At 48.3% G+C, this 26,072-nt stretch carries 29 protein-coding genes; all 29 read right to left on the bottom strand.

The features are described 5' to 3' along the window. Window positions 1–7 precede the first annotated feature (7 nt). Window positions 8–1,102 carry a flagellar biosynthesis protein FlhB gene (flhB, locus tag CBE73_RS00575; RefSeq protein ID WP_094092533.1) on the bottom strand — a complete coding sequence of 365 codons (1,095 nt, stop codon included), beginning with the start codon at window positions 1,100–1,102 and terminating at the stop codon, window positions 8–10. A gap of 17 nt (window positions 1,103–1,119) precedes the next feature. Next, entirely contained in the window at window positions 1,120–1,902 is a 783-nt protein-coding gene (gene fliR, locus CBE73_RS00570) for a flagellar biosynthetic protein FliR (RefSeq protein ID WP_094092532.1), read from the bottom strand. A 12-nt stretch (window positions 1,903–1,914) separates the two neighbouring features. Further along, window positions 1,915–2,184: a flagellar biosynthesis protein FliQ gene (gene fliQ, locus CBE73_RS00565; protein WP_094092531.1), complete on the bottom strand. Its 270-nt coding sequence runs from the start codon at window positions 2,182–2,184 to the stop codon at window positions 1,915–1,917. 47 nt (window positions 2,185–2,231) lie between these two features. Next, the gene (fliP, locus tag CBE73_RS00560; protein WP_425320412.1) at window positions 2,232–2,951 is read right to left on the bottom strand and encodes a flagellar type III secretion system pore protein FliP; all 720 of its coding nucleotides are present in this window, start codon (window positions 2,949–2,951) and stop codon (window positions 2,232–2,234) included. Between the two features lie 32 nt (window positions 2,952–2,983). After that, a complete protein-coding gene (locus CBE73_RS00555) occupies window positions 2,984–3,523 on the bottom strand; it encodes a flagellar biosynthetic protein FliO (protein ID WP_094092529.1) in 540 nt (179 codons plus the stop codon). Window positions 3,524–3,535: 12 nt separating this feature from the next. After that, window positions 3,536–3,901: a response regulator gene (locus CBE73_RS00550; RefSeq protein WP_068694617.1), complete on the bottom strand. Its 366-nt coding sequence runs from the start codon at window positions 3,899–3,901 to the stop codon at window positions 3,536–3,538. Window positions 3,902–3,928: 27 nt separating this feature from the next. Continuing rightward, the gene (gene fliY / locus CBE73_RS00545) at window positions 3,929–5,164 is read right to left on the bottom strand and encodes a flagellar motor switch phosphatase FliY (RefSeq protein WP_094092528.1); all 1,236 of its coding nucleotides are present in this window, start codon (window positions 5,162–5,164) and stop codon (window positions 3,929–3,931) included. Then, complete coding sequence (fliM, locus tag CBE73_RS00540; RefSeq protein ID WP_094092527.1) at window positions 5,154–6,152, bottom strand: flagellar motor switch protein FliM; 999 nt, start codon at window positions 6,150–6,152, stop codon at window positions 5,154–5,156. Before fliM ends, fliY begins: the two co-directional genes overlap by 11 nt. A gap of 42 nt (window positions 6,153–6,194) precedes the next feature. Next, window positions 6,195–6,665 carry a flagellar basal body-associated FliL family protein gene (locus tag CBE73_RS00535; protein WP_094092526.1) on the bottom strand — a complete coding sequence of 157 codons (471 nt, stop codon included), beginning with the start codon at window positions 6,663–6,665 and terminating at the stop codon, window positions 6,195–6,197. Next, the gene (locus tag CBE73_RS00530) at window positions 6,662–6,886 is read right to left on the bottom strand and encodes a flagellar FlbD family protein (protein WP_094092525.1); all 225 of its coding nucleotides are present in this window, start codon (window positions 6,884–6,886) and stop codon (window positions 6,662–6,664) included. The genes CBE73_RS00535 and CBE73_RS00530 overlap by 4 nt, the downstream gene beginning before the upstream one ends. A 55-nt stretch (window positions 6,887–6,941) precedes the next feature. Next, window positions 6,942–7,763: a flagellar basal body rod protein FlgG gene (flgG, locus tag CBE73_RS00525; protein WP_094092524.1), complete on the bottom strand. Its 822-nt coding sequence runs from the start codon at window positions 7,761–7,763 to the stop codon at window positions 6,942–6,944. A 95-nt stretch (window positions 7,764–7,858) separates the two neighbouring features. Next, the gene (locus CBE73_RS00520; RefSeq protein WP_094092523.1) at window positions 7,859–8,251 is read right to left on the bottom strand and encodes a TIGR02530 family flagellar biosynthesis protein; all 393 of its coding nucleotides are present in this window, start codon (window positions 8,249–8,251) and stop codon (window positions 7,859–7,861) included. Next, the gene (locus tag CBE73_RS00515) at window positions 8,248–8,796 is read right to left on the bottom strand and encodes a flagellar hook capping FlgD N-terminal domain-containing protein (protein WP_094092522.1); all 549 of its coding nucleotides are present in this window, start codon (window positions 8,794–8,796) and stop codon (window positions 8,248–8,250) included. The genes CBE73_RS00520 and CBE73_RS00515 overlap by 4 nt, the downstream gene beginning before the upstream one ends. Before the next feature lie 41 nt (window positions 8,797–8,837). Then, a complete protein-coding gene (locus CBE73_RS00510; protein WP_094092521.1) occupies window positions 8,838–10,385 on the bottom strand; it encodes a flagellar hook-length control protein FliK in 1,548 nt (515 codons plus the stop codon). Between the two features lie 34 nt (window positions 10,386–10,419). Then, window positions 10,420–11,358: a MotE family protein gene (locus CBE73_RS00505; RefSeq protein WP_094092520.1), complete on the bottom strand. Its 939-nt coding sequence runs from the start codon at window positions 11,356–11,358 to the stop codon at window positions 10,420–10,422. 37 nt (window positions 11,359–11,395) lie between these two features. After that, a complete protein-coding gene (gene fliJ, locus CBE73_RS00500) occupies window positions 11,396–11,839 on the bottom strand; it encodes a flagellar export protein FliJ (protein WP_094092519.1) in 444 nt (147 codons plus the stop codon). 7 nt (window positions 11,840–11,846) lie between these two features. Beyond that, window positions 11,847–13,160: a flagellar protein export ATPase FliI gene (gene fliI, locus CBE73_RS00495; RefSeq protein ID WP_373286372.1), complete on the bottom strand. Its 1,314-nt coding sequence runs from the start codon at window positions 13,158–13,160 to the stop codon at window positions 11,847–11,849. Further along, window positions 13,153–14,010, bottom strand: a complete 858-nt coding sequence (locus CBE73_RS00490; protein WP_094092518.1) for a FliH/SctL family protein — start codon at window positions 14,008–14,010, stop codon at window positions 13,153–13,155. The genes fliI and CBE73_RS00490 overlap by 8 nt, the downstream gene beginning before the upstream one ends. Next, window positions 14,003–15,010 carry a flagellar motor switch protein FliG gene (gene fliG, locus CBE73_RS00485; RefSeq protein WP_373286373.1) on the bottom strand — a complete coding sequence of 336 codons (1,008 nt, stop codon included), beginning with the start codon at window positions 15,008–15,010 and terminating at the stop codon, window positions 14,003–14,005. The genes CBE73_RS00490 and fliG overlap by 8 nt, the downstream gene beginning before the upstream one ends. Window positions 15,011–15,031: 21 nt before the next feature. Next, window positions 15,032–16,624 (bottom strand): flagellar basal-body MS-ring/collar protein FliF, encoded by a 1,593-nt coding sequence (gene fliF, locus CBE73_RS00480; protein ID WP_094092516.1) that lies wholly within the window; start codon window positions 16,622–16,624, stop codon window positions 15,032–15,034. A 39-nt stretch (window positions 16,625–16,663) separates the two neighbouring features. Next, window positions 16,664–16,972 carry a flagellar hook-basal body complex protein FliE gene (fliE, locus tag CBE73_RS00475; RefSeq protein ID WP_094092515.1) on the bottom strand — a complete coding sequence of 103 codons (309 nt, stop codon included), beginning with the start codon at window positions 16,970–16,972 and terminating at the stop codon, window positions 16,664–16,666. Between the two features lie 30 nt (window positions 16,973–17,002). Continuing rightward, window positions 17,003–17,455, bottom strand: coding sequence for a flagellar basal body rod protein FlgC (flgC, locus tag CBE73_RS00470; protein ID WP_094092514.1), 453 nt, complete (start codon window positions 17,453–17,455; stop codon window positions 17,003–17,005). A gap of 2 nt (window positions 17,456–17,457) precedes the next feature. Beyond that, on the bottom strand, window positions 17,458–17,868 hold the full coding sequence (gene flgB, locus CBE73_RS00465) for a flagellar basal body rod protein FlgB (protein WP_094092513.1): 411 nt from the start codon (window positions 17,866–17,868) through the stop codon (window positions 17,458–17,460). A 424-nt stretch (window positions 17,869–18,292) separates the two neighbouring features. Continuing rightward, window positions 18,293–19,708 (bottom strand): ATP-dependent protease ATPase subunit HslU, encoded by a 1,416-nt coding sequence (hslU, locus tag CBE73_RS00460; RefSeq protein ID WP_094092512.1) that lies wholly within the window; start codon window positions 19,706–19,708, stop codon window positions 18,293–18,295. 113 nt (window positions 19,709–19,821) lie between these two features. Beyond that, on the bottom strand, window positions 19,822–20,364 hold the full coding sequence (gene hslV, locus CBE73_RS00455) for an ATP-dependent protease subunit HslV (RefSeq protein WP_094092511.1): 543 nt from the start codon (window positions 20,362–20,364) through the stop codon (window positions 19,822–19,824). Between the two features lie 21 nt (window positions 20,365–20,385). After that, window positions 20,386–21,708 carry an FADH(2)-oxidizing methylenetetrahydrofolate--tRNA-(uracil(54)-C(5))-methyltransferase TrmFO gene (trmFO, locus tag CBE73_RS00450; protein WP_094092510.1) on the bottom strand — a complete coding sequence of 441 codons (1,323 nt, stop codon included), beginning with the start codon at window positions 21,706–21,708 and terminating at the stop codon, window positions 20,386–20,388. 21 nt (window positions 21,709–21,729) lie between these two features. After that, window positions 21,730–23,835, bottom strand: coding sequence for a type I DNA topoisomerase (topA, locus tag CBE73_RS00445; RefSeq protein ID WP_094092509.1), 2,106 nt, complete (start codon window positions 23,833–23,835; stop codon window positions 21,730–21,732). A gap of 77 nt (window positions 23,836–23,912) precedes the next feature. Beyond that, window positions 23,913–24,983 (bottom strand): DNA-processing protein DprA, encoded by a 1,071-nt coding sequence (gene dprA / locus CBE73_RS00440; protein ID WP_094092508.1) that lies wholly within the window; start codon window positions 24,981–24,983, stop codon window positions 23,913–23,915. A 159-nt stretch (window positions 24,984–25,142) separates the two neighbouring features. Beyond that, window positions 25,143–26,072 carry a succinate--CoA ligase subunit alpha gene (sucD, locus tag CBE73_RS00435; protein ID WP_094092507.1) on the bottom strand — a complete coding sequence of 310 codons (930 nt, stop codon included), beginning with the start codon at window positions 26,070–26,072 and terminating at the stop codon, window positions 25,143–25,145.

The raw sequence follows: 26,072 nt of genomic DNA, 5'->3' as shown, positions 1-26,072 counted from the left end.
ATCCCTTCTATCTCACTTTGCCTTTTAATTTATATACATAGGCCAGAACCTCGGCCACCGCCTGGAACAAATCAGCCGGAATGGAATCTCCAATCTCCGTTCTTTGAAACAGCGCGCGGGCGAGCGGCTTGTTTTCCATCGTTATAACGCCATGCTCCTTGGCTATTTCCTTGATTCGAAGGGCCACGAAATCTTGGCCTTTGGCGATCACCTGCGGAGCTTCCATTTCGTTTCCGTCATATTTTAGCGCTACAGCAAAATGCGTAGGGTTTGTGATAATGACATCCGCTTTCGGAATTTCCTGCATCATACGCTGCAGGGCCATGCGACGCTGACGTTCACGAATTTTGCCTTTAATAAGCGGGTCGCCTTCCATCTTCTTGTATTCGTCTTTAATGTCCTGTTTGCTCATCCGCAAGCTCTTAGCATGTGAATACCGCTGATACATATAATCGCCGAAAGCCAGTACCAGCAAAGCTGCGCCGATCTTGATGCCAAGGTCCATCGTCACTTTTGCCGTATAATTAAAGGCAGCTTCTATACTCACATATCCCAGCTTTGAGATTTCATCTTTTGAATCGGCCAGGGTGATATAAACCACAACAAAGATAACTATCAATTTAAAAACCGATTTAAGAAGTTCGATGACGCTTCTCATTGAAAAAATATTTTTGAGCCCTTTAATCGGGTCAATTTTACTGAACTTCGGCTTAAGGGATTCTCCTGTAAGCAGAAAACCAACCTGAATATAATTAGCCAATATACCGACCACCAACACTACACCAAAGATTGGTGCCAGCATAAGGGCAACTTGAACCGCCAAACTGCCAAACATCGTCATCACGCTTTGCGAAGTGACATCGAAAGTAAGCCGGTTAACAAAAAAATCTTTGAACAGATCGACCAAATGCTGTTTGTAATAACCGCCGAACATCAGCAGAGCAAAAAAGGAAGAGAGTAAAACAAACGCCGCAGAAACATCATTACTTTTGGCAACCTGGCCTTTTTTCCTTGCATCCTGCTTTTTCTTTGGCGTTGCATTTTCGGTTTTCTCTCCCGCAAACAGCTGAAGATCAAGCACATAACGGAGTGCCAAGGCCATTCCTTCCTTTCCTCTTCTTAAGGCCTGCTTCCCATTGTCCCCATCAGGTTCTCCAGCGTTTTGAACAAGGTCTCAAACAACTGCTGAAACGAATACACCAGACTGGACATAAACACTAGGAGAAGGACAAGACCGACAAGAATTTTCAGCGGAACGCCGATTACGAAGATGTTAAACTGAGGTGCCGTTTTGGCCAGAAAGCCAAGGGCCACATCCGTCAGGAACAAAGCAACGATGATCGGAGCAGCGAGCTGAAACGCAAGCATAAACGATTGACTGAACGCATGGATCAGGAACTCGTTGATGTTCCCATTAGCCGTTCGTGCAAAGACGTCGTTAGAAAGAGGGATCCAATCGTAGCTCCTCAGCATGGCTTGAATCAAATAATGATGACCGTTCATCCCCAGAAAGAACAAAGTGGCAATCGCATATTTGAAATTGCCCGTAACGGGTGCCGATGCTCCTGTCATCGGGTCCAGCACATTTGCAATACCAAAACCGATTTGAATATCTAGGAAAGCGCCGGCCATAGTGATAACTGTAAATATTAAAGTAGCCACATACCCCATCAGCAGCCCGATCAGGATTTCCCTTAAAATAAACAGAATAAAAGTTAAATCCGTCGGAACCGTTTGTTTCGTTCCATAGACCAAAAAAATTAACACGGCCAAAATACCGGAAAAACCCACTTTGAACGTGTTCGGCACTGTTCTTGCGGAAAAGACAGGTGCGACAACAAAAAAAGCGGTGATTCGACAAAAAATAAGCATGAAAACAGGTAAGGCCTGCATAATATCCATAGGTCGCTTTTCCTATCCGATATAGCGGGACAAATTATTTAAAATTCCATAAGTAAAGTCCACCATCGTTGATAGAATCCAGGGGCCGAACAGAAGCATCGCGACAAGAACAGCCACAATTTTAGGAACAAAAGCGAGCGTCTGCTCCTGAATTTGCGTTGTTGCCTGAAAAATACTGATGATCAGTCCGACAACCAGAGCAATAATGAGCATTGGCGCGCTGGCTTTGAGGACCGTATAAATGGCCTGACCCGCCAGTCCAATGACAAATTGCGAATTCATCTTTGTTACCCCCAGTTCGATTCTTTCCTTGACATGCTGTCGATTCGCTATGAAGTGCCGAAGCTCTCGAGCAGTGACTTCACGACCAGATACCATCCATCGACCAAAACAAAAAGCAATATTTTGAACGGAAGCGAGATCATAACCGGCGGAAGCATCATCATCCCCATCGCCATCAAGGTGCTGGACACGACAATATCGATAATTAGAAAAGGAATATAAATCATAAATCCCATTTGAAACGCCGTCTTCAGTTCACTGATCGCGTAAGCCGGAACCAGCACCGTAATCGGAATGTCCTCAACCGCTTTGGGCTGCTCCATCTTGGTATAACTCAGAAACAGCTGCAGATCTTTGTTGCGTGTATGCTTGTACATAAACTGCTTCATAGGAACAGCAGCTTTCTCCAGAGCATCCGTCTGACTGATCTCCCCTTTTAAATAGGGCTGGAGCGCGACTTGGTTCACTTCCGAAAGCGTTGGACTCATAATGAACAAGGTCATAAACAGCGCCAAACCAACCAATACCTGATTGGGCGGCGCCTGCTGCGTGCCAAGCGAACTTCTTACAAAACCAAGCACCACTACAATCCGGGTAAAGCTGGTCATCAAGACCAAAATGGCCGGTGCTACGCTGAGCACCGTGACAAGCAGCAGAATGGAAAGCGAGCTGGTGCCCGGCTTTCCGTCTGAATTGCCGACTTGTATCTGAATGTCCGGTATCGGATCGGCTGCGGATGCCGTTACTGAAACAACACTGAATAGCATAAAAAGCAAAGCTATGATTGCAAACTTCTTTTTCATGAGTCCCTCAACCGATCTGTAGATTGATCCTCCTGCAGGATATCCTTCACCTGCTGTTTACGATTCGGCAGCTTTCTCAGCTTTGACTCAAACACCTCGTGAAAAGCAGCTTCGTCTATCTCTTCCTCCACAGGAGGCTCTTCTTTCCGAAAGCGGGCAGCGAAAGAAGAAACGGCAGAAGTCCAATTGGCGAAATCAGGACTTGCTTCTTCAAAACTCTGAACGAGCAGAGCAGCTTCTGCTGGATCCAGAATTTTATCGAGCACCGTTACGTCTTCCCCTACACCCACGACATAAATACGACCACCGATTTCCAGCACCTGAACCGATTTATTCGGACCAAGTCCTACCGCACCCAGCGTTCGGATGGAACGACTTTTGGACATGGCTACATTTCTGTTTCCTAGAAAACGGATCAGTAACACGATGAGGACAATAATAACGGCCAAAACTGCAATGACCGTAAATACATTGCCTATTGGGTTGGAATAACCGGGCATCCCGTCAGTTGACGATGCTGCTAATCCTATAAACATAACCGTTGAATCCTAAGCGCCCAATGTTTTATTGATCGCTTCAATAACCCGGTCAGATTGGAAAGGTTTGACGATAAAGTCTTTTGCTCCTGCTTGAATCGCATCGATAACCATAGCCTGCTGTCCCATCGCGGAACACATGATGACTTTTGCAGAAGCGTCGATTTTCTTAATTTCTTTCAGTGCTGCAATGCCGTCCATTTCAGGCATCGTGATGTCCATCGTAATCAAATCGGGACGCAGTTCTTTATATTTCTCAATCGCCTGAGATCCGTCCTGTGCTTCGCCTACTACCTCAAAGCCGTTTTTAGTCAAAATGTCGCGGATCATCATTCTCATAAATGCTGCATCGTCTACAATCAAAATTCGGTTTGCCATGGAAAATAGTCCCTCCTGAGATCTTCTCTATTGTAATTTTTGTATACGGTCCCATTGGCTGACGATATCGGTAACACGAACGCCGAAGTTTTCGTCAATTACGACTACCTCACCTTTTGCGATCAATTTGTTATTTACCAGAATGTCGACAGGTTCGCCGGCCAGCTTGTCTAGCTCGATAATAGAGCCCTGTGACAGTTCCAGGATATCTTTGATTTGCTTTTGGGTTCTACCTAATTCTACGGTGACTTTAAGGGGTATGTCCATCAATAAGTTTAAATTATTTTCTTCAATATGATCGAAAGACGGCGCCTGCAAATTGGAAAACTGCACCGGCTGGACATTGATGTTGCGCCCCGGTACGGCACCGTAATGCTGAGGCGGAGCATATCCGTAATTTGGCGGCATTGCATTTGGATCATAATACCCCTGTTGAGACGGCATTTGCGGCGCCTGAGGCTGAGCCTGAGCAGGTGCCGATTGCTGTGGAGCTTCATATTGCGGCTCTGGAGCAGATGCCGGAGCAGGGCGCTCAGGAGCTTCAACGGCTGCAGCCACCTCGTTTACGGATGCCGCCGGCTCCGGTTCTGAGCCTCCAATCAGATTGCTCACCATCTCTTTGGCGAACTGCACCGGAAGAAGCTGCATGATCGTCGAATCAATCAAATCCCCGATAGTCAGACGGAAAGAGATTTTGATTAGAATTTCATCGGGCGGAAGGTTCGAAACGCCTTCTCCGTTCTCCACGTTCAGAATATCAATGGCTGGCGGAGAGATGTTTACAAATCGGTTGAAAATCGTAGACATCGACGTTGCAGACGAACCCATCATTTGATTCATTGCTTCTTGCACAGCACTAACATGAATTTCATTCAATTCTTCATCCGCCGGATTGCCCTCTCCCCCCAGCATCAAATCGGCGATGATTTGCGCATCGCGTTTCTTGATGACGAGCGAGTTAATCCCCTGAAACCCATCTACATAAGTGACATGAACCGCTACATGCGGTTTTGGGAACACTTCATCAAACTCGGAGCGTTTAATAATGGAAACCTTTGGAGTAGTGATATCCACTTTTCTGTTAAGCAAAGCCGATAGAGCTGTTGCTGCGCTGCCAAAAGTGATGTTCCCGATTTCCCCCAGCGCGTCCTGCTCAAGCGGAGTCAAATAATCGTCTACCGTAGGTTCCGGAGATGGTTCCTGACTGGCTTGTTTCAAAAGCGCATCAATCTCTTCTTGGGACAAATAATCTTTACTCGTCAAGTTCTTCAACTCCTTCACTGAGAATCTCATCAATTTGAACAGCAACCCGATCTTTGAGCGTGCCAGGACTGCCTCTGTATTTCAGCCGATCCCCTACACGAATAGAAAGACCTTCATTAATGGGCTTATCCAGAGAAATAACATCGCCGACGGTCAACCCTAGGAATTCCCGAATCGTAAGCTTCGACTCTCCTAGCTCGGCTACGATCGGCAAATTCGCTTTGCTGACTCTGGCTTGAAGAGCCTCTACTTCTTCAGGTGCTCTGGATTTCTTCTGAGAAACAAACCAGTGATGGACCGAGAGCTTTGGCATTACGGGTTCAATAACGACATGAGGAATACAAAGGTTGATCATGCCGGAAGTGTCCCCGATTTTGGTGCTAAGTGAAATAAGCGCGATCGTCTCGTTGGGGGAAACGATCTGCATAAACTGCGGGTTCGTCTCCAATCCTTCCATTCTGGGACTGATGTCAACGACGGTCTTCCACGCTTCCTGCAGGCTCTCAAACGCCCGACTGAAGATCCGTTCCATAATAATGGTTTCAATCTCCGTCAAGGAATTGATTTTTGAAGGAGCTGTACCCGTACCGCCAAGGAGTCTGTCCACCATCGCGTAAGCCACATTGGGGTGAACCTCAAGCACCATCCGGCCTTCCAGCGGCTCTGCTTCAAAGATATTCAGAATCGTCATCTTAGGAATCGAACGGATGAACTCATCGTAAGGCAGCTGCTCTACCTGAACGACATTAATCTGAACAAAGGTCCGAAGCTGGGCCGAGAAATAGGTGGTTAAATAACGCGCAAAATTCTCATGAATTCTAGTCAAGCTACGAATATGGTCTTTGGAAAATCTTACGGCACGCTTAAAATCATAGGAACGTATCTTTCTTTGGGTTTCCTCTTTCTTAAGCTCTTCGGCATCCATTTCCCCTGAAGAGAGCGCCGCCAGCAAGGCGTCAATTTCATTCTGCGATAACACGTCTACCAAAATATCTCACCCCCTTCAAAACTTGCAGCTTAAAACATGATGCTAAATGGCGGACATAACGAAATCTGTGATTTCAATCTGGGACAAGCTTCCTTCCGGCAGCACTTGATCGATTTGGTTCAGCAGCTCCGTGCAAAGTTGGTCTTTTCCTTTAGCTCCCGTTAACTCCTCCGGCTTTTTCTCTGCCAGCGTTTTGACAATAATCGGCTTCACTTTGAACTCTGCGATCTTATCAAAAGCTTCTTTGGCTTTCTCATTGTTTAGCTGAAACGCAAAATTAATGCTGAGAATGTAGCTGGGATCGGACAAGTTGGTTTTAATGCCTTCGATGACGGAAGTCACTTTTACAATCTCGTCAGCGGATAATTTGTGAGCTTGTTTCGTCTCCGTCTTATTCGCAGAAGTTTCTCCATCAGCCGGGGTAGTTCCGGGCCTGACAATCAGGAATGCCGCCAGCACGATCAGCGTTATCGATAGCAGCATCGTGATCAGCCAAGGAAACATTTTCTTCATGATAATTCCTCCGTTTGTTGCACTTTAATAGCAGCCGCATGCATGCCAATTTCCTTATAATACTCTTGGATCTTCTGCAGTACCTCCGCCGCTTTCTCCAAAACGATCAAACGTTTGCCGGTCACTAAGGTTATGTAAGTGTCCGGGGTTTCTTCTACGGATTCAATCATAATGGCGTTTACCCAAAATGATGTTCCGTTGATTCTGGTAACTGAAATCATGGCGCCTCCCGAAATTGCGGGGAAGGGGTATCCCCTCCCCGACTATTTAGTTAAACTACCGTTTCAGGTTAACGACTTCCTGCAGCACTTCATCAGAAGTGGTGATAATACGGGAGTTAGCCTGGAATCCGCGTTGAGCCACGATCATTTCCGTAAACTCGCCAGTCAGATCGACGTTGGACATTTCCAATTGCCCGGAAACAATAGCTCCTGTGCCCACTTCCGCATTATTCGCCGTTGTCGGCTCAAGTTCACCATCAGGGTTAGCGTTGAGTGTCATACGGTACAAGTTGCCGCCGATTTTTTCAAGACCTTCCGGATTCACTACCTTTCCAACTCCAATTTGAACGCCGTTTTCCGTAGTGCCGTCAGCCAGTTTCTGAACAAGTGTGCCGTCTTGGGAAATAGTGAACGCTGTAACATTCTCTGTGTCGATCGTGATTGGATCCCCAGCTGAATCACAAACAAACAATCCGTCGGACGTAACTAGGTTGCCTGTCGCATCCATATGGAAATCCCCTGCTCGTGTTAAATAGGGCACCTCTTGATCGGGCGTCATCTTTACCAGGAAAAATCCGTCGCCATCCAGACGAAGATCCAACGGATTATTAGTCGTCTGTGCACTGCCGGCCGTGTGCAGCGTATCGATAGAGCCAATAGAGACACCTAAACCGATCTGTTTTGCATTGACGCCTGCAGACTCACCGTCCACTGGGGCTGTAACACCCGAAACGGTTTGGCTCATAATATCTTTAAACATAACGCGGCCGGATTTAAAGCCGACTGTATTGACGTTGGCGATGTTGTTGCCGATAACGTCCAGTTTGGTTTGAAATCCCCGCATACCTGAAACGCCCGAATACATGGATCTTAACATGGTTTGTTTCCTCCCTAGAAAAGGTTGTTTAAGTTTGCATCAGTCGATCAGCAAACTATAGTTTAGCTCTCCGTAACCGGGCCAGCTAAAAAAAATTATTGGATAATAACGGCGCTGTCAATTTGCGTAAATACGTTGTTTTTCATACTGTTTCCATCCATAGCAGTCACAACCGTACGATTTCCTACATTGACAATGAAGGCCATATCCTTCATTAAGATCAGCGAATCTTTGGAACCTTTGGCAGCAGCGTCATCGATGGCTTGTCCGATTTTGCCCAGCTGCTCCGGACGCAGTTGAATTCCGCGCTGTTCCAGCCTTTTGGCTGCATGGTTGCTGAACCGAACCATCTCATTATTCAGTATGTTCTGAAAGGATGCAGGACCCTCTTGCGCTGCAGTTGAGTTGGACTTGACAGGCGATTGCGATAACGTTACAGGCTGCAATCGTCCGGGATATAATCGGCCTACTGTAAACGAATCACTCATAAGCCGCTCCCCGATGGATTCTGGCTGCTTGGGGCATCCGTCTGACCACCATCTTCACTGGAATTGTTAGATTCTTCAGGATTATCAATTTGCAGCAGCTCGGTTACAGGCACTTCATTGCTGCCAATTTTGGCGTATTGGACGCCTGAGCGCATCACAATGCCGTCAATAATACCTTTTAAGGTGACCCCGTCATCACTGGTTGTATTTCCGTCAATGACGTATGAATCGGAAGAATCGGAAGTGTTCTGCATCCAAGTCGCCTGTTTGCCAATCAAACTGGATACGCTGCCGAGCGACAAACTCATGGTATTCAGCTGGCTTGAAATATTGACAAGCTGTTCCACCGAAGTAAACTGCGCCATTTGAGCTATAAACTCTTTATCTTCCATAGGCTGCATAGGGTCTTGATTCTGCAGCTGCGTAATCAGAATTTTCAGAAACTGGTCTTTGCCAAGTGACTGTGTATCTTTTGCAGCCGCTCCTTGTACATTCGAAGCTGAATAATTCGGCCAGCTCACATTTGTAGGAATAATGTCTGCCATTGTTATTTCCTCCTTCCCCTGGTGCTATCAACCAATACAAACTAGGCTTTTGCTACAAAAGAGCTGCCGTAGTTCTCCTGCTTGGACTGCACTTCCTTCACCCACTCGTTCCATTCTTCGATGGAATCTAGGCTCGTTAACCCGTCATCTTCCTCGACCGTTCTGCGGCGGTTGTTCTCGCGCTGCTGCGAACCACTTCCCGACTGCTTGCCATCCTGGTACATATGCGAGGAGAGAGAAGCGTTTTGCGTAACTTCAAGTTTCTCTACTTGCAAGCCCTGCGATTGAAGCGCCGTTCGAAGCTGGGACATCTGCTGTTCGAGCGAATCTTTGGCAAAAGCATGCTCGGTAACAAACTGGGCTACTAGCTGACCATTATGAAGCGTAATACGGATATCTACCTGCCCCAAGTGCTCCGGAGTTAAAGAAATTTTAGCTTCGGACATCCCCTGAAGTTTGACAATATCAAGTTTACTCACTACAAACCGGGTCATTTCCTGAGCAAATTGATCCACCGGTACCGGTGCTGGCGCTTTCGGCATAACTGCTGTACCGTCTCTAAGCTGCAGCTGTCCGGCCGTCACTACATTGGACCCCGTCGTATAAGGGGTTTGGTCCGAAGACTGATTCTGGTTAGAAGCGCTGTCCTCGTTCGCTGTCTGTACGGACACTGTGGGCTGCTGCTGCGCAGAGCGATCTGCCATTGCCGTTCTGTCGCCTTGAACCGTTGTTTGATCGGCTGGCGTAAGCCCTTTGTCCACTTGGACGGCCAGCTGCGGGTTCTGTGGTTGAACGTTAGCGTTCTGCAGTTGTCCCAGCGTCTTCTGTAAGGAGGACACCAGCTGGTCGAACGAACCTGTCAGCTGAGAAGAAATCCCTGCCGGGCCAACGCTACCGACAAGCTCCTTCAGCGATTGGATCGTATCCAGCAATGCAAACTTCATCGTATCCGGCTGCTTGGCCAGCATAGGAAGTTCAGGAAGCGCCGAGCTCTGACCGGATGCAGAAACCGAAGCCATAAGATCAACATTGCCTTGCGACGCTGCTGCTCCCGTCTGCAAACCGCCCATTCCTTGGAGAAGCTGCAGCGCCTGCTGAATCCATAACTGAAGTTGTGTCATCAGCTGGGGATCAGCCGTTAACACGTCCTGCAGATCTTTTGTGTTTTGAAGCAGATCGGCAAGAGCCTCAAGCGCTTTGGACAACTCAGCGGTGTTTGTGCTTTGACCGGCTGCATCTGCAGTACTCGGGGCGGCTGTTTTGGCACCGCCCAACAACGCCAGAATAGATGCCGCCAACTGAAGCTCTGCATTTTCGCTTGCGTTGCTGGCGGCTTTCGGTGAAGCGTCGTTAGCGCCAGCAGGTGTACCTGACAGGAACTGAATAAGCGTACCGCTAAATGTAGCTCCCGGAGCTCCCTGAGCCGCTTTGCCGCCCGCTGCCGTTCCGGAACCTCCAGCTGTTGCTGTGGAAGCCGAAGTAGCTCCCGGACCTGCGGAACTGACGGAAGATGCTGTAGTACTCGCTCCTGGCGAACCACCGGAACCTGCTGCTGCCGAAGTGGCTGGTGTGCTTTGAATCGAACTCATATTTTTATCACCTCCTTTCAAGTGATGTGAAAAGCTATTTGCTGCTGACCAGCTTATTCAGGATCTTCGCTGTAGCCACATCATCTTCATCTGACATGGCCGCCAAGATCCGGGAACGCGTCGCATCGTCCACAGCATGGAGGATCGAAAGGGTTTTCTCAGGACTGATCGTATTGGTCTGGAGCAGCAGCTTCGCCGCTTTGGTTGGATCCATAGTCGCAAAGGTTTGACTTAACTGCGTTGTGTCCAATCCCGATGCTGCAGAGGACCCGGTGCTCTGACTGCCTGCGCTTTCGTCTTTTTTCAATCTGGACTGAAGGGCGGCGATCGCCAAATCCTCCGAGGGCTCCGCATCCTTCAAACGGATAGAGATTTCAGCGGCTTCCTTCGGGTCCATCTTCTCCAGAATGGCTGATTTGCTTTCATTGCTCATCGCATTGAACAACAGCACATTTTCTTCGGTCGTCAAATTGCTCATAATACTCGCCGCTTTGCTGGCGTTCATTTCCCCATACAGCTGGGCAAGCTGTTTGACTTGCTTTTGATAATTTTCGGCGGCCTCATTTGCCGTCTGCTGCGCCTGCTCGTTATTTTTCTGTGTGGCTTCATCCAGTTTAGCCTGCAGATCATTGACCTTTTCCGATTGCTGAGCCGTTTGCTCGTTGGCTTTCTGAATTTGTTTTTGCTGCTCGGCCAGCTGATTCTTGAGCTCCTTAATTGTTGCTTCGGAGCTCTTCTCCTGCTCGGCCGTGTCTTTCTGACCTTCAGCCCCCGTCTTCACGGGGTCTGGAACCCACTGATTAACGAACGGAACTTTATTCAGTGCGGTTAAAGCCTTGTTCTGCACATCTTTATTCAAAAGCGTGAGCAGCACGCCCAACAGCACGATCGTAAACAAAATAGGTGTTACAAAAAACAAAAACCGTCCAAATCCCCCGCCTGTTTCTTTCTCTTCTAATTCAGCTTGCGCCAAGATAAAATCCTCCTCTCCAAAAAGCTCGGAACCAACCTTACCGGGCTCTCATGGCGAACCGGACGGTCGCCATCTCATCCAGTTCATTTTGTTCCCTGAGAAGCATTTGCTGGCGGAACGCATCAAGCGCCTTATCTTTTGCCTTTAGCCAAACCTTCTCATCCAGCATCCTGCTGCTTAAGTGGGCCTTGTTCTTCTCAACATTTTGCTCCGCATTATCGACATCTTTGGATTTCAGGGCGATACAGCGTTCAAGATGATCAGAATATTGCTGCAAGGCTTGAAGCTTCAGACAGGAGGATGATTTTTGCGCTTCCTCCTGAATCGCTGCCGCCAGCTTCCGTTTGTCCTCCACCAGCTGCTCGAGACTGCTCATTTCGTTTTGCAGAACGCCTATTGCCGCAGAAAGCATCCATTCAGCCTGTGTTTTCTCGTTAGTCTTCAGGTCAACCACTTTCTGAAAGGCGTAATTAAATTTCACGATTCAATCATCCTCCTGCGAATTCGGCAATTAAACGTTCTGTTGCTTCGTCAAGCGTTACCTTCTCGTTAACCTTTTGTTTCGTATACTCCCAAACCCGCTCAATGGAGTCGATGGCCTGGTCAATCTGTGGATTTGAGCCTTTCTGGTAGGCACCGATATTAATCAAATCCTCGGATTCCTTGTACACTGACATGATCCGTTTCAAGTTGTTGGCTGCATCCATCTGTTCTTCCGAAGTAATATCCTTCATAACCCTGCTGATACTGGCCAAAATATCGATAGCCGGAAAATGGCCCTTATTGGCAATATTCCGGTTCAAGACGATGTGACCGTCCAATATCCCCCGAACAGCATCGGCGATCGGTTCATTCATGTCGTCGCCATCCACCAGCACGGTATAGAAGGCTGTGATGGAACCGGTTTTCCCTGTTCCTGCACGCTCCAGCAGCTTGGGCAAAGCGGCAAACACGGAAGGCGTATAGCCCCGCATCGCCGGCGGTTCTCCGACAGCCAGCCCCACTTCCCGAAGCGCCATCGCATAACGGGTGACCGAATCCATCATCAGCATGACATTCATTCCGCGATCCCGAAAAAACTCGGCAATCGTCGTTGCGATCAGCGCGCCTTTCATCCGGATCAAAGCGGGCTGGTCGGAGGTTGCTACGATAACCACCGATCTGGCCAAACCTTCCGGCCCCAAGTCCCGTTCAATAAAATCGAGCACTTCTCTCCCGCGTTCCCCGATCAGTGCAATCACGTTGACGTCAGCCGAGGTGTTGCGGGCAATCATGCCCATCAAGGTGCTTTTCCCAACCCCTGAGCCTGCAAAAATCCCCACCCGCTGGCCTTTGCCGATCGTCAGCAATCCGTCAATAGCCCGGACGCCGATGCTGATCGGGTCCTTGACCCGCGGTTTCGCCAGCGGATTCACCGGCTTGTTCAGCGTTGAGAAATGCCCCATACGGGATGGAAGCAGCGAACCGTCCAGCGGCTGGCCGAGCCCGTCCAGCACTTTGCCGAGCAGCTCCGATCCGACCTGGACCGTAAGCGGCTTGCCGGTGCCGACGACATCGCAGCCCGGACCAATCGAATGCAGTTCGCCGAGCGGCATCAGCAGCACTTTGTTGTCACGAAAACCAACAACTTCCGCTTTCAGCGGCACGGACGATTTCGTAGGATAAATTTCGCATACGTCGCCGATGCTTGCATCCGGACCTTCTGATTCCACCATCAATCCGATAACCTGAGTGACTTTACCGTTGACCCGGACAGGATCGATTTCTCTCAAATGCTCCAGGTAAGTATCCAGATTAAACATGGTCATCATCCATTCTTTGATCTTCAGCATGCTGGGAGATTCGCAGCAATTCCTTCTTAATTTCCGTGAGCTGCGTATCAATTCTAGCATCGACACTTCCGAATGAAGATCGGATGACACAGCCATGATCCTTCACACTGGAATCCGGAATGATCAGCAGCTCTGCCTGTGAGTCAATAACGAGCGACAGCTCTTCTTTTGCCGCGTGAACAAAGGAATAATGAGAAGGTGAAACGCAAAGCGTCAGTGTTCCCTGTTCTTTTTTGCGGGCCAGGTTGCGCTCTATAAGATCCAGTGCAAACCCAGGTTCAACCGTCAGCTGCCTGTCAACAATTTTTCTGGCGATTTCACAGCTCAGAGCGACAACAAACGGCTCCGCTTCCTGGATGATTTGTTCTTTGTTCCTCTGCGCTTCCGCAAGAACACTCTGAGCTTCGCTCATCATCCGGTCAATTTGCTGCTTCAGCTCCAGCTCTACCTGCTGCCGGCCTTCCTCATAACCTTGGTGAAAACCTTCCGCTTTGGAAGCTTCGATCAGCTGCTCATCCTGCTGCCTTCGTTCCTGCCACCAGGCTTCAATCTGCTGTTTGGCTTCTTCCATGATCCGTTCGGCTTCCTCCGAAGCTTCACGAACCTGTCTTTCCGCAAACTCTTTGGCATCCTGCAAAATTTCCATGCGGGTCTGCTCCGCTTCTTCCATCCGTTTCCTGTAAACCGATTCATGCTCCGACTTGTCATGTTCTGCATCTAATTCCTGATCGGACACGGAAGATTCATACCGTTTGGAGAGGTCCAATTGCTTCAAGTTATCCAGTGGGACATATTGGGTAGCTTTAATCAATTTAGACAATGATGTCATCTCCTCCGCCGCGAGCTATGATAATTTCACCGGCTTCCTCAAGTCTTCTAATTGTAGCTACGATACGGGTCTGAGCTTCTTCAACATCACGCAGCCGCACAGGTCCCATGTATTCCATTTCTTCCTTGAACGTTTCCGACATCCGTTTGGACATATTGCGGAAAACCGCTTCCCGCACTTCCTCACTGGCCACTTTGAGTGCAAGCTGCAAATCGGCATTATCGATGTCACGGATGATCCGCTGAATGGAACGGTTATCCACATTGACGATATCTTCGAAGACAAACATCCGCTTCTTGATTTCCTCGGCAAGCTCGGGATCCTGAATCTCCAGAGAGTCCAGAATCGTTCTTTCTGTACCACGGTCTACGCCATTCAAAATCTGAACAATCGATTCGATGCCGCCAGCAGTCGTATAGTCCTGAGTTACCGTCGAAGACAGCTTCTGTTCAAGCACACGTTCAACCTGGGCAATGACCTCTGGAGACGTGCTATCCATCACTGCAATTCTTCTTGCAACTTCTGCCTGCTTCTCTTGAGGAAGAGAAGAGAGAATTGACGCTGCCTGCTCAAACTGCAGATAAGATAAGACAAGTGCGATCGTTTGTGCATTTTCGTTCTGAATGAAATTCAGAATCTGGTTCGGATCCGCTTTTCTGGCAAAATCAAACGGTCTGACCTGCAGAGTCGCCGTCAGGCGATTGATAATGTCCATCGCTTTCTGCTGACCGAGGGCCTTCTCCAAAATATCTTTGGCGTAATTGATGCCGCCCTGTGAAATATATTCCTGAGCCAGACAGATCTGGTGGAACTCAGCCATGACCATATCTTTCTCTGCTGAATCTACCTTCCGCACATTTGCGATTTCCAGTGTCAGCTGTTCAATTTCCTCATCTCTCAGATGTTTAAATATTTGGGCCGACACTTCCGGCCCCAATGTAATCAGCAGGATTGCTGCTTTCTGCTTCCCCGTCAATCCCTGAGTGCTCAACTTAGACAATAAAAATCACCTCTATTCCTCAGCAAGCCAAGTACGGAGCAGATTGACGAATTCGTCCGGTTTCTTCTTGGCCAGATTCTCCAATTGCTTTCTGACTTGATTTTCGTTTGTAACGCTCTCCAGGCTGATCGATGGATACTCCGTCGCCACCGGAAGCGGCATATCCTCAACCTCGGCTTCTTCACGCGCCCGTCTGCGGTTTCTGAAGATCAGCACACCCGCTACACCGACTGCAAGGAGCGCCACGGCTCCAAGCCCCCACATCCACAAGCTGGAAAGCCCTGTTTTGGCGTCTGGCGTACTGTTTCCTTCAAAGGCCTGTCCATAAACCGATACTTTCTGGCTAAGTTGTTCGTCCGTATAAGTGGTTCCTGAATCCGCCAAATAAGAAGCGACTATATTTTTCAAAATTTTATCTATAGCATCTTGTGTGGTTTGATCCAAAGAATTTTGTCCGTTAGGTGGTTCAACCAGCACGTTAATGGTTAAATCTTTAACAACATAGGGACTTGCTATGATGTCCTTGGTAATATGGTTAACCTCGTAGTTAATGGTTGATGAATTTTCTTCCGAATTGGTAGTGTTGCCTGAGGCTGATGATGGATACCCCGGCACATCGCTGTCCCCAGTTCCCGCTACTCCGCCATCTGTGCTTCCCGAACCAGAGTAAGTGTTCTGAACCGTTTGGGCACTGATTGCAATCCCCTTCATATTCTCTTCATCTACAGGAGTAACCAGCTGTTCCTTCGAGCTTACCTGGTCAAAGTTCAGTTTGGAGGCAACCAAAACCTCGATTTTATCGGGACCCGTAAGTTTGCTTAAAAATTGTTTAACGCTTTGTCTTACGTCACTTTCGAATTTTTTCTGCAAATTCAGGTTTTCCTGCACAGCTCCCGTAAGGGTTCCTCCGCCTGCTCCTCCTTGTCCCGAAGGAAGCAATTCGGTGTCTCCTCCGGAGATCGTAATATTTTCTACAGGAAGATTTGGCACCGCGGTCTTAACTAAATTGAAGTATCCGTCGATATTATCTTGTGTAGGGCGAAACCCTGGCTTGAAATCGAGAACCACCGATGCCGAAGCCTTCTCTTGTTCGTCCGCACTTGCAAACACGTTTTGAGCCGGGAGGTTGATCAGGACCTTCGCATTTTGAACGCCGCCCGTTCTTTTTAGCAGCTGTTCAACCTCACCGTTCAAGGCGCTTTTGTATTTGACGTTAAACTCCTCGTCGGTCATCCCGATTACACTGGAGCTCCCGCCAAATGTTTTATCAAAACCAATGGATCCGCTCTGGATAATCCCCTGCGAACCAATATCTACTTTGACCCTTGCCGCATCCGTGCTGGGTACTGAAATGCTTTTCCCATCGCTGCTGAGTTTATAAGGCGTCCCGTTTGTATCCAAATAGGACATAATTCCTGCCGCATCCGTGGAATCTAGCCCCGTAAAAGCTACCTCATACTCCGTTTTTGAGAATTGCACAGTCAAAAGAATAATAGCCAGCAGGATAATCCCTGCGGTAGATAGGAATAACGTTTTCTGCTTTTTGCTGAAATTGTTCCAGTATCGGACAATCTTATCCCTATACTGGGCGATTCTCTCATTCACATTGTCACCTCATCCGAAACTTGGCTTAACTGGTCCTGCTTACATTTGAGTTCGCATAATTTCCTGATAGGCTTCAATTACCTTGTTACGAACTTGAGTAGTAAGCTGTAAACTAAGCAAAGCCTGTTCCGATCCGATCATCACCTGATCCACATTAACTTTACCAGCCATAAACTGATTGTTAAGCGCTTGAACGTTTTGTTCCTGGGCCGCTACACCGTCTATGGCATTCTTCAAGTAGGAACCAAAGCTGTTAAGACTTTCTGCCGGAGTCGGAGTGTCTATAACGGCTTGCGGCTTAATCATTTCAAGCTGCTGTACGGCAGGTATGCTAACATTCTGAATCATTTATATAAGCCTCCATCTCTCAGTCATGATTTATTTTCCGATTTGCAGTGCTTTAGTGAGCATGCTCTTCGACGCGTTTAACGCCGTCACATTGGCTTCATAAGAACGGGATGCCGAAATCATATCGACCATTTCTTTGACCGTATCGACATTCGGCATATACACGTACCCTTCACTATCCGCATCCGGATGGTCCGGGTCATACACCGGCTTGAACGGAGATTGATCTTCCTCAATCGCCTTGACCTTTACCCCTTGGCCTGCTGAGGATTGTCCATTCATGGCCTGGTTCAAAACATTGCTGAATGGCGTCTGATCCGAAGATAGAACAACCATCTTCCGGCGATAAGGCACCGCCTTGCCGTCTACCACGGAAGCGCGTGTTGTTTCCGCATTTGCGATATTGGAGGAAATAACGTCCATACGCAAACGCTGGGCGGTTAGAGCTGACGAACTAATGCCAAAGCTGTTGCTAATATTCATAATTAAACGTTTCCTCCTACTGCTGTCTTCATCATTTTAATCTGATAATTAAGCTCCTCTATGTAAGAGTTGTAACGCAATTGGTTCTCCGCTAATAAGGACATCTCACGATCTATATCTACATTGTTCAAATTGTTATTCATCGTTGTAGCGTTATCGGTTGTTACTTTAGCCGACGGCACTTTGGTTGAAGTTCCTATAGCAAAATGTCTCGGATCTGTGCGCAGTCCCGACAATTCCTTCATACCATTACCCATTTCGTTCTGAAGCAATGACTCAAAAGAGACATCCGACCGTTTGAACTTAGGGGTGTCTACATTGGCAATATTATTGGCGATCACGTTTTGTCTCAGATCCGAGGCTTGAATTGCATTTTGCAAGCGGTCAAAGCCGACTCCATTCAGCAGCTGCATCTCTTCATTCTCCTCCTATATCCCTATCTTTTTAGGTCCATATTAACATTTCTACATTTTTCGTCATTTTCCTCTTATCTCGACAAATCCATCTACTTTAATTTATTTCTTACGTCCTATTATGGAAAAATATTGTTCAACTACCTATACTAAGTTTCTTATTCTTTGTAATAGAATACAATAAGAAAAAAGGACTATCTTTCCGAAAATATGGCACAATCCTGTATATTTTATCACTATTTTCATATAAATGCTTATAATTTTTGCCATAAAGCGACAAAGTCAGGTCAAAGGACTGTCGGAATAAACAAGAGACCGACCAATGTCCTATATCCTATAGGCACTGGTCGGTCTCTCGCTATTTCTTGCTATTTTTTTCGGTTTTATTCCGGTTCAACTGCTTCTTCCTTGATAGCCGAATCGGTTACAAAATGTATTGACTCAAATCACGATCCTCCGCAATGTCTCCAAGTTTGCCTTTAACATATTGGGGAGTTATCACAAATTGTTCCAATGTCAGTTCAGGCGCTTCAAAGGACAGGTCCTCAAGCAATTTCTCCAGAATGGTATGGAGCCGGCGGGCGCCAATGTTTTCATTATTGGCATTTACCGTTGCCGCAATCGACGCTATTTCACGAATCGCCTCTGGCGAAAATTCGATGTTGATGTTTTCGGTAGCCAGCAAGTCTGCATATTGTTTCGTCAATGCATTTTGGGGTTCGGTCAAAATAGATACAAAATCATCCAAACTTAAACTGCTGAGTTCAACGCGAATCGGGAATCGGCCCTGCAGCTCCGGAATTAAATCAGAAGGTTTAGCCACATGAAAAGCTCCCGCAGCTATGAACAAAATATAATCCGTCTTGACGGGGCCATATTTGGTCATAACCGTTGATCCTTCGACGATCGGCAGAATATCTCGCTGAACCCCTTCTCTGGATACATCCGGACCTGATCCCTGGCCTTTGCTGGCCACCTTATCAATCTCGTCTATAAAAATGATGCCGGACTGCTCCGCGCGGCTTACCGCTTCCTGAACAAGATCATCATGATCAATCAGCTTGTTGGCTTCTTCCTGGGTCAGCACCTTGCGGGCTTCCTTCACGCTGAGCTTACGCTTTCTGGTCCGTTTCGGCATAAAGCTGCCGAGCATTTCCTGCATATTCATGCCCATTTGGTCGCCGCCCTGACCGGACAACATATCCAGCATAGTTGGGGCGGTATCCTCAACATCAATTTCAACGATGTCTTCTTCGAGGCTGCCTGACAGCAACTTGAATCGAATCTGACGCCGCTTCTCCGCAAGCTGGCTGTCTTTTTCCTCTTCGTCTTTTCCTGACGCCGGCTCCTGGGATTGTCCCGCTCCTCCGCCGCCAAACAGCATTTCAAACGGATTCCGCTGCTGTTTATTCTGCGCTGTAGAAGGGGCAAGCAATTGAACCAGACGTTCGTTGGCCAGCTCTTCTGCCTTATCTTGAACTTGTTCAGTCCGTTCGGCTTTCACCATGCGGATGGAAGTTTCAATAAGATCACGAATCATGGATTCGACATCCCGACCCACGTAACCGACTTCTGTAAACTTGGTGGCTTCCACTTTAACAAAAGGGGCTCCGACCAGTTTGGCCAGACGCCGGGCGATCTCCGTCTTCCCGACCCCTGTCGGCCCAATCATCAAAATATTTTTCGGTACAATTTCATCTCTGACATCATCATGAAGCAGGCTGCGGCGATACCGGTTGCGCAGAGCAACGGCAACGGATTTTTTGGCTTGTTTTTGCCCGACGATATATTTATCCAGCTCGGTTACAATTTCTCTTGGCGTTAGTGATTGATTTCTCATACCTCGTGCCTCCTGAAAAATAAGACCGGCTTCTCTCATAAGGAAGTCTAATCCATCAGAAAAAAGCCGGCCAGGTTTGACAGCCCGTAAAGGCCGCCTTCTCTCCCATTCTATTACAGTTCTTCGACGATAATGTTATGGTTTGTATATACGCAAATATCTGCTGCTACTTTTAAGGCCTCATAGGCCATCTCTTTGGCACCAAGCCCTTGGGCATGACGCTTCAGCGCCCGGGCAGCAGACAAGGCATAATTGCCGCCGGATCCGATAGCCAGCACATCGTCATCCGGTTCGATAATTTCACCACCGCCGGAGATCAGCAGCATTCCGCTTTTATCCATGACGATCAGAAGCGCCTCCAGCTTGCGGAGCACGCGATCCTGACGCCACTCCTTGGCCAGTTCAACAGCAGCCCGCTGCAGGTTCCCGTGGTGTTCTTCCAGTTTGCCTTCAAACTTCTCAAAGAGCGTGATCGCATCCGCGACCGAACCGGCGAAACCGGCCAAAACCTGGCCGCGGTATAAACGGCGGACCTTCTTGGCCGTATGCTTCATAATGACGTTCTCTCCAAACGTCACCTGGCCATCGCCCGCAATAGCGCATTGTCCATTATGACGGACTGCACAGATCGTAGTGGCATGAAAAGATAAATCCATCCGTAAGCACCTTCCTTAGGGTTATTTAAGTCCGGAAGCCGTAATAAAGGTTTGTAAAGAATTTAGCGCGCGGTGAGCGAGCGCTTCATATTTTTCTTTCTTTTGCTTGATCCGAGTATCCAGTTTAGGGAACAATCCGAAGTTGGCATTCATCGGCTGGAAATGTTTGAAATCTGCAGTCGTAATATAACGAGCCATACTGCCTAATGTGGTCTCCTCCGGAAAAATAATACCATCCTGCCCGGAAGCCACACGTGCGGCATTAATGCCGGCAATAAGTCCGGATGCGGCCGATTCCACATAACCTTCTACCCCAGTCATCTGCCCGGCAAAAAACAGCGTCGGACGGCTCTTGAACTGGTAAGTCGGCTGCATCAGTTTAGGCGAATTAATAAAGGTATTGCGGTGCATAACGCCGTAACGAACAAACTCTGCGTTCTCAAGTCCCGGAATCATCGAGAATACCCGCTTCTGCTCGCCCCATTTCAAGTGGGTCTGGAATCCAACCATATTGTACAGCGTGCCAGCAGCATTATCCTGACGCAGCTGCACAACGGCATATGGAAGCGTTCCTGTGTGCGGGTTAATCAACCCGACAGGTTTCATGGGTCCAAACAAAGCCGTTTGCTTCCCGCGCTTCATCATCACTTCAATGGGCATACAGCCCTCGAAATAAACCTCTTTCTCAAATTCCTTAAGCTGAGCTACTTCTGCAGAAATCAGCGCATCATAAAAAGCGTTAAATTCCTCTTCATTCATTGGGCAGTTCAGATAAGCGGCCTCTCCCTTATCATAACGGGAAGCCAAATATACCTTGTTCATGTCAATGGAATCTTTCTCGATAATCGGCGCAGCCGCATCGTAGAAATAGAAATATTCCTCGCCCATCAACGCTTTGATTTTCTCGGACAATGCCGGTGAAGTCAAAGGTCCTGTCGCAATCACGACAACGCCGTCCTGAGGAATCTCCTGAATCTCTTCATTGATTACCGTTACCAGCGGATGTTCGTGCAGCGTCTTGGTAATCTCCCCCGAGAATCCATCCCGGTCTACGGCAAGCGCTCCACCCGCCGGAACCGCATTCCGGTCCGCCGCTCCCAGCACCAGCGAATCGAGCATCCGCATTTCTTCCTTCAAAACGCCAACCGCGTTTGTCAAGCCGTTTGCCCGGAGCGAATTACTGCAAACCAGCTCGGCAAATTGATTCGTATGATGCGCCGGTGTCTTCACTACCGGACGCATCTCATATAAAGTAACGGGGACACCGCGACTCGCAATCTGCCAGGCAGCTTCGCTGCCCGCCAAACCTGCGCCGATCACGGTAACCCTATTTTGTTCTGTCAATTGTTACAACCCCCAATTAAGTTAAAACTCAGCTGCCTCATCGTTATCTTCTTCTACCATTTCCGTATGGTCGCAGGATGTACATTGCAGCTTGATACCCTGCTTGTTGCGTTTCTCAATCATCAGCGAGCCGCACTCCGGACAAGGTTTGGCCGAAGGTTTATCCCAGGACACATAATCACATTCCGGATAGCGGTTACAGCCGTAGAAGACACGGCCTTTTTTGCTGCGTCGTTCCACCACATGCCCTTCCTTGCATTTCGGACAGGTGACTCCGATTTCCTTCACGATCGGTTTTGTATTCCGGCAGTCCGGAAAACCGGAGCAGGCCAGGAATTTACCGAAACGTCCCAGCTTGTAGACCATGTGTTTCCCGCATTTCTCACAAATCTCATCGGAAACCTCGTCTTCGATTTCAATTTCCTTCATTTCCTCTTCCGCAACCTCGAGCCGCTTCTCAAAGGACTCATAGAACTCGCCTAATACACGAACCCAGTCCTCGGAGCCTTCTTCCACATGGTCAAGATCATCTTCCATGTTCGCAGTAAACTCGACGTCCAGAATCTCCGGGAAAAATTGCTCCATCTGCTCAATAACCAGCTCACCAAGCTCGGTAGGCATAAATTTCTTCTCTTCGATCGCTACGTAGCCCCGCTTCTGGATCGTTTCCAGCGTAGGCGCATAGGTACTTGGTCTGCCGATACCCAGTTCCTCAAGCGTTTTAACCAGACGGGCCTCTGTATATCTTGGAGGCGGCTGCGTAAAATGCTGCTTGGGTTCAATCTTCTCCAGAGACAGCTTGTCGCCTTCATGAAGCGGCGGGAGGAACTTGTCGTCATCCGAAGCCGTTCCATCATCGCTTCCTTCCACATAAACCTTCATAAATCCATGGAAGCGGATTTTGGAGCCGACCGCCCGGAAAACAACTTCACCAGCCGTAATATCTACGGACAAGGTATCTAAAATTGCCGAAGACATTTGACTGGCCATAAACCGTTCCCAAATCAACTTATAGAGCTTGAACTGGTCTTTGCTCATAAAAGCTTTGACGGAATCGGGATCCCGCTCAATTGAGGTTGGACGAATCGCTTCGTGCGCATCCTGCGCATTAGCGGCTTTCTTCACATATTGACGCGGCGTTTCCGGAGCAAAAGCCTCTCCATACTTTTCCACGATAAAAGCTTTGGCTTCCCCTTGCGCCGATTCGGCGATCCGGGTGGAATCCGTACGCATGTAGGTAATAAGACCAACCGTACCTTCCTTGCCAAGGTCTACGCCCTCATAAAGCTGCTGGGCAACAGACATCGTTTTAGCTGCACGGAAATTCAGCTTTCGAGCCGCTTCCTGCTGTAGTGAGCTTGTCGTAAAAGGCGGCGCCGGATGTCTTTGGCGTTCCTTCTCTTTAACGGTGCCCACCGTATACTCTGCATTCTCGATTGCCTTAAGCACTTCCTGAACATCCGCTTCGCTGTGAAGCTCCTTTTTCTCTCCGGCCAGCTTGTGGAACTTGGCTTCGAAAGCCGTGCTGCCCGTCTTCAGTCCGGCTGTAATGCTCCAGTATTCTTCTGGAACAAATTCCGAAATCTCATTCTCACGATCCAAAATGATTTTAACGGCTACCGACTGAACACGTCCGGCGGATAACCCTTTTTTGACTTTCTTCCATAAAAGAGGGCTGATCTTGTAACCTACCAGCCGGTCAAGAATACGGCGGGCCTGCTGCGCGTTTACCAGATCCATATTTATCTTGCGCGGCGTCTTGAAGGCATCTTTAACAGCCTGCTTCGTAATTTCATTGAAAACGACCCGGCAGCTTTCGCCTTCCTCCAAGTCAAGTACATGGGCCAAATGCCAAGCGATAGCCTCCCCTTCGCGATCGGGGTCAGCCGCCAGATATACTTTTTTGACTTTTTTTCTGGCGTCCTTTAATTCTTTCAGTACGGAACCTTTTCCGCGGATGGTTATATATTTGGGATTAAAATCATTCTCAACCTCAACCCCGATTTGACTTTTAGGCAAATCTCGAACATGGCCCATCGAAGCTTTCACGATAAACTTACTGCCCAAATATTTGCCGATCGTTTTCGCTTTCGCTGGTGATTCCACGATAACTAATGAATCCGCCATGGGAGTCCCCTCCTCTCTTCCTTACAAAATACTTGCTTACAAAATTTGATTACTTTCGTTTGTTTGGCATTATCCGTTTAAATTAACTTATAAATAGAGCCCGGCAATTGTACTGCCTGCTTTTTTATGATTAAAGATAACAGAACTGAATGCAAAAGTCCAAACTCCCAGCCGCTCAGGGTTAACAGCTCATCAAAACTTCTGTTTCCCTGCTCCAACATATGGTATATGCGCTGTTCATCTTCTGTCAACTTGTTTCCATCCTCAGGCATTTTCTGGGCAGGGGCAAAACCGTACTCTTCCAAAACATCCTCTGCATGCGTTATCAATTTAGCACCCTGTTTGATCAGGTTCAAGGTCCCTCGGCTTTTAGGAGAAGTGACCGGACCAGGTACGGCAAAAACATCCCGGTTTGCTTCCAGCGCCGCATCAGCCGTAATCAACGAACCGCTCCGCTCATCCGCTTCCACAACAACCGTGCCGCGAGTTAAGCCGGCAATAATCCGATTCCGCTGGGGAAAGAGGCCAGGATGAGGCGGTGTACCAATCGGGTATTCGGACACGATCAGACCTTTTTCGGCAATTTCTTTATACAAAAAACGATTCTCAGGCGGATAAGGCTGGTCGACGGCCGTTCCCAAAACGGCGGTTGTGGCTCCGGCTGCCCTCAACGCAGCCTGATGACACACGCCATCAATCCCACGGGCCAGACCGCTGATCACATTAACCCCTTGCTCAGCCAGAGAACCTGCCAGCGACTCTCCCATTTTACGGCCATAAGCAGTAGGGACACGAGTGCCGACCATGGCAATGGAGAAAGAAGACAGCAGTTCTATTCGTCCTATCGTATACAGCACCCACGGCGGCTGAGAAATTTCCTTCAATAATATAGGGTATTCTTCGTCCCAGATTGTAACCGGAATAATCCCTTTAGCTTCCATTAATTTCTTTCGTACCTGCCGATTTTGCTCATCCAGCTCCGGCTTCAAATTACGGGCAGCTGAAGGCGTTACTCCCCGGCGTCCCCATTCGGCCTCATCGAAATGCTCCACTTCCCTTAAATCCCCTTGTTCCATCAATCTCGAGATCGTTTTCCAGCCTATTCCTTTGGTTCCATTCAAGGCAATCAGCAGTTCCCTTTTATCCATCCGTTTCAGCACCTTTCACTGGTTTACTTCCCATATTTTTCGTATATTTAATGCAAATAAGCGGGCATTTCCCCGTACAGACACAAATAAGCAACCCTCCACCCTGATCGGTTGGAAGGTTGCTTACCTTTACCTGTTTAGCTAGCTATTGACAAAATATTAATGAGTAGTGCAGCCCTCAAGCAGCCCTTTGGCTTCCAGCACCTCGATCAGCGTAGAACCCATTTCGGCCGGCGTAGGAGCCACCTTGATCCCGCAGGACTCCAGCTTTTCGATCTTCTCTTTCGCTGTACCTTTGCCGCCGGAAATGATGGCACCGGCATGGCCCATTCTTTTTCCCGGAGGAGCGGTAACACCGCCGATAAAACCAACGACAGGTTTCGTCATATTGTCGCGAACCCACTCTGCCGCTTCCTCTTCCGCTGTTCCGCCGATTTCTCCGATCATGATAACCGCATGGGTATCAGGGTCCTCGTTGAAACGGGCCAGAATATCGATAAATTCAGAACCTTTAACAGGGTCACCGCCGATACCGACTGCCGTAGATTGTCCCAATCCGCGCGTAGACAGCTGGTGAACCGCTTCATAAGTCAAGGTACCGCTTCGGGAAACGACACCAACGTGTCCAGGTTTATGGATATAGCCCGGCATAATGCCGATTTTGCATTCTCCAGGTGTGATAACGCCAGGGCAGTTAGGCCCGATCAGGACGGTATTTTTACCTTCCATAAATCGTTTGACCTTAACCATATCAAGCACCGGAATTCCTTCCGTAATACAGATCACAAGCTCCATTCCGGCATCAACGGCTTCCATAATCGAATCAGCCGCAAAAGCAGGCGGTACGTAAATAACGCTGGCCGTAGCACCTGTTTCCTCTTTGGCCTCGATTACCGAGTTGAAAATAGGCAACGTAACGACTTTGCCGTTCTCAAGTTCGATGTCAAGATTCGTGCCGCCTTTGCCCGGAGTTACGCCTCCGACCATCTGCGTCCCGTATTCCAAAGCGCCTCTTGTATGAAACAAGCCTGTAGCTCCCGTTATCCCCTGGGTGATGACTTTCGTATGTTTGTCAACCAAAATGCTCAT

Source organism: Paenibacillus physcomitrellae, from assembly GCF_002240225.1.
GTDB lineage: Bacteria > Bacillota > Bacilli > Paenibacillales > Paenibacillaceae > Fontibacillus > Fontibacillus physcomitrellae.
This window is presented reverse-complemented; position numbering and strand designations above follow the sequence as displayed.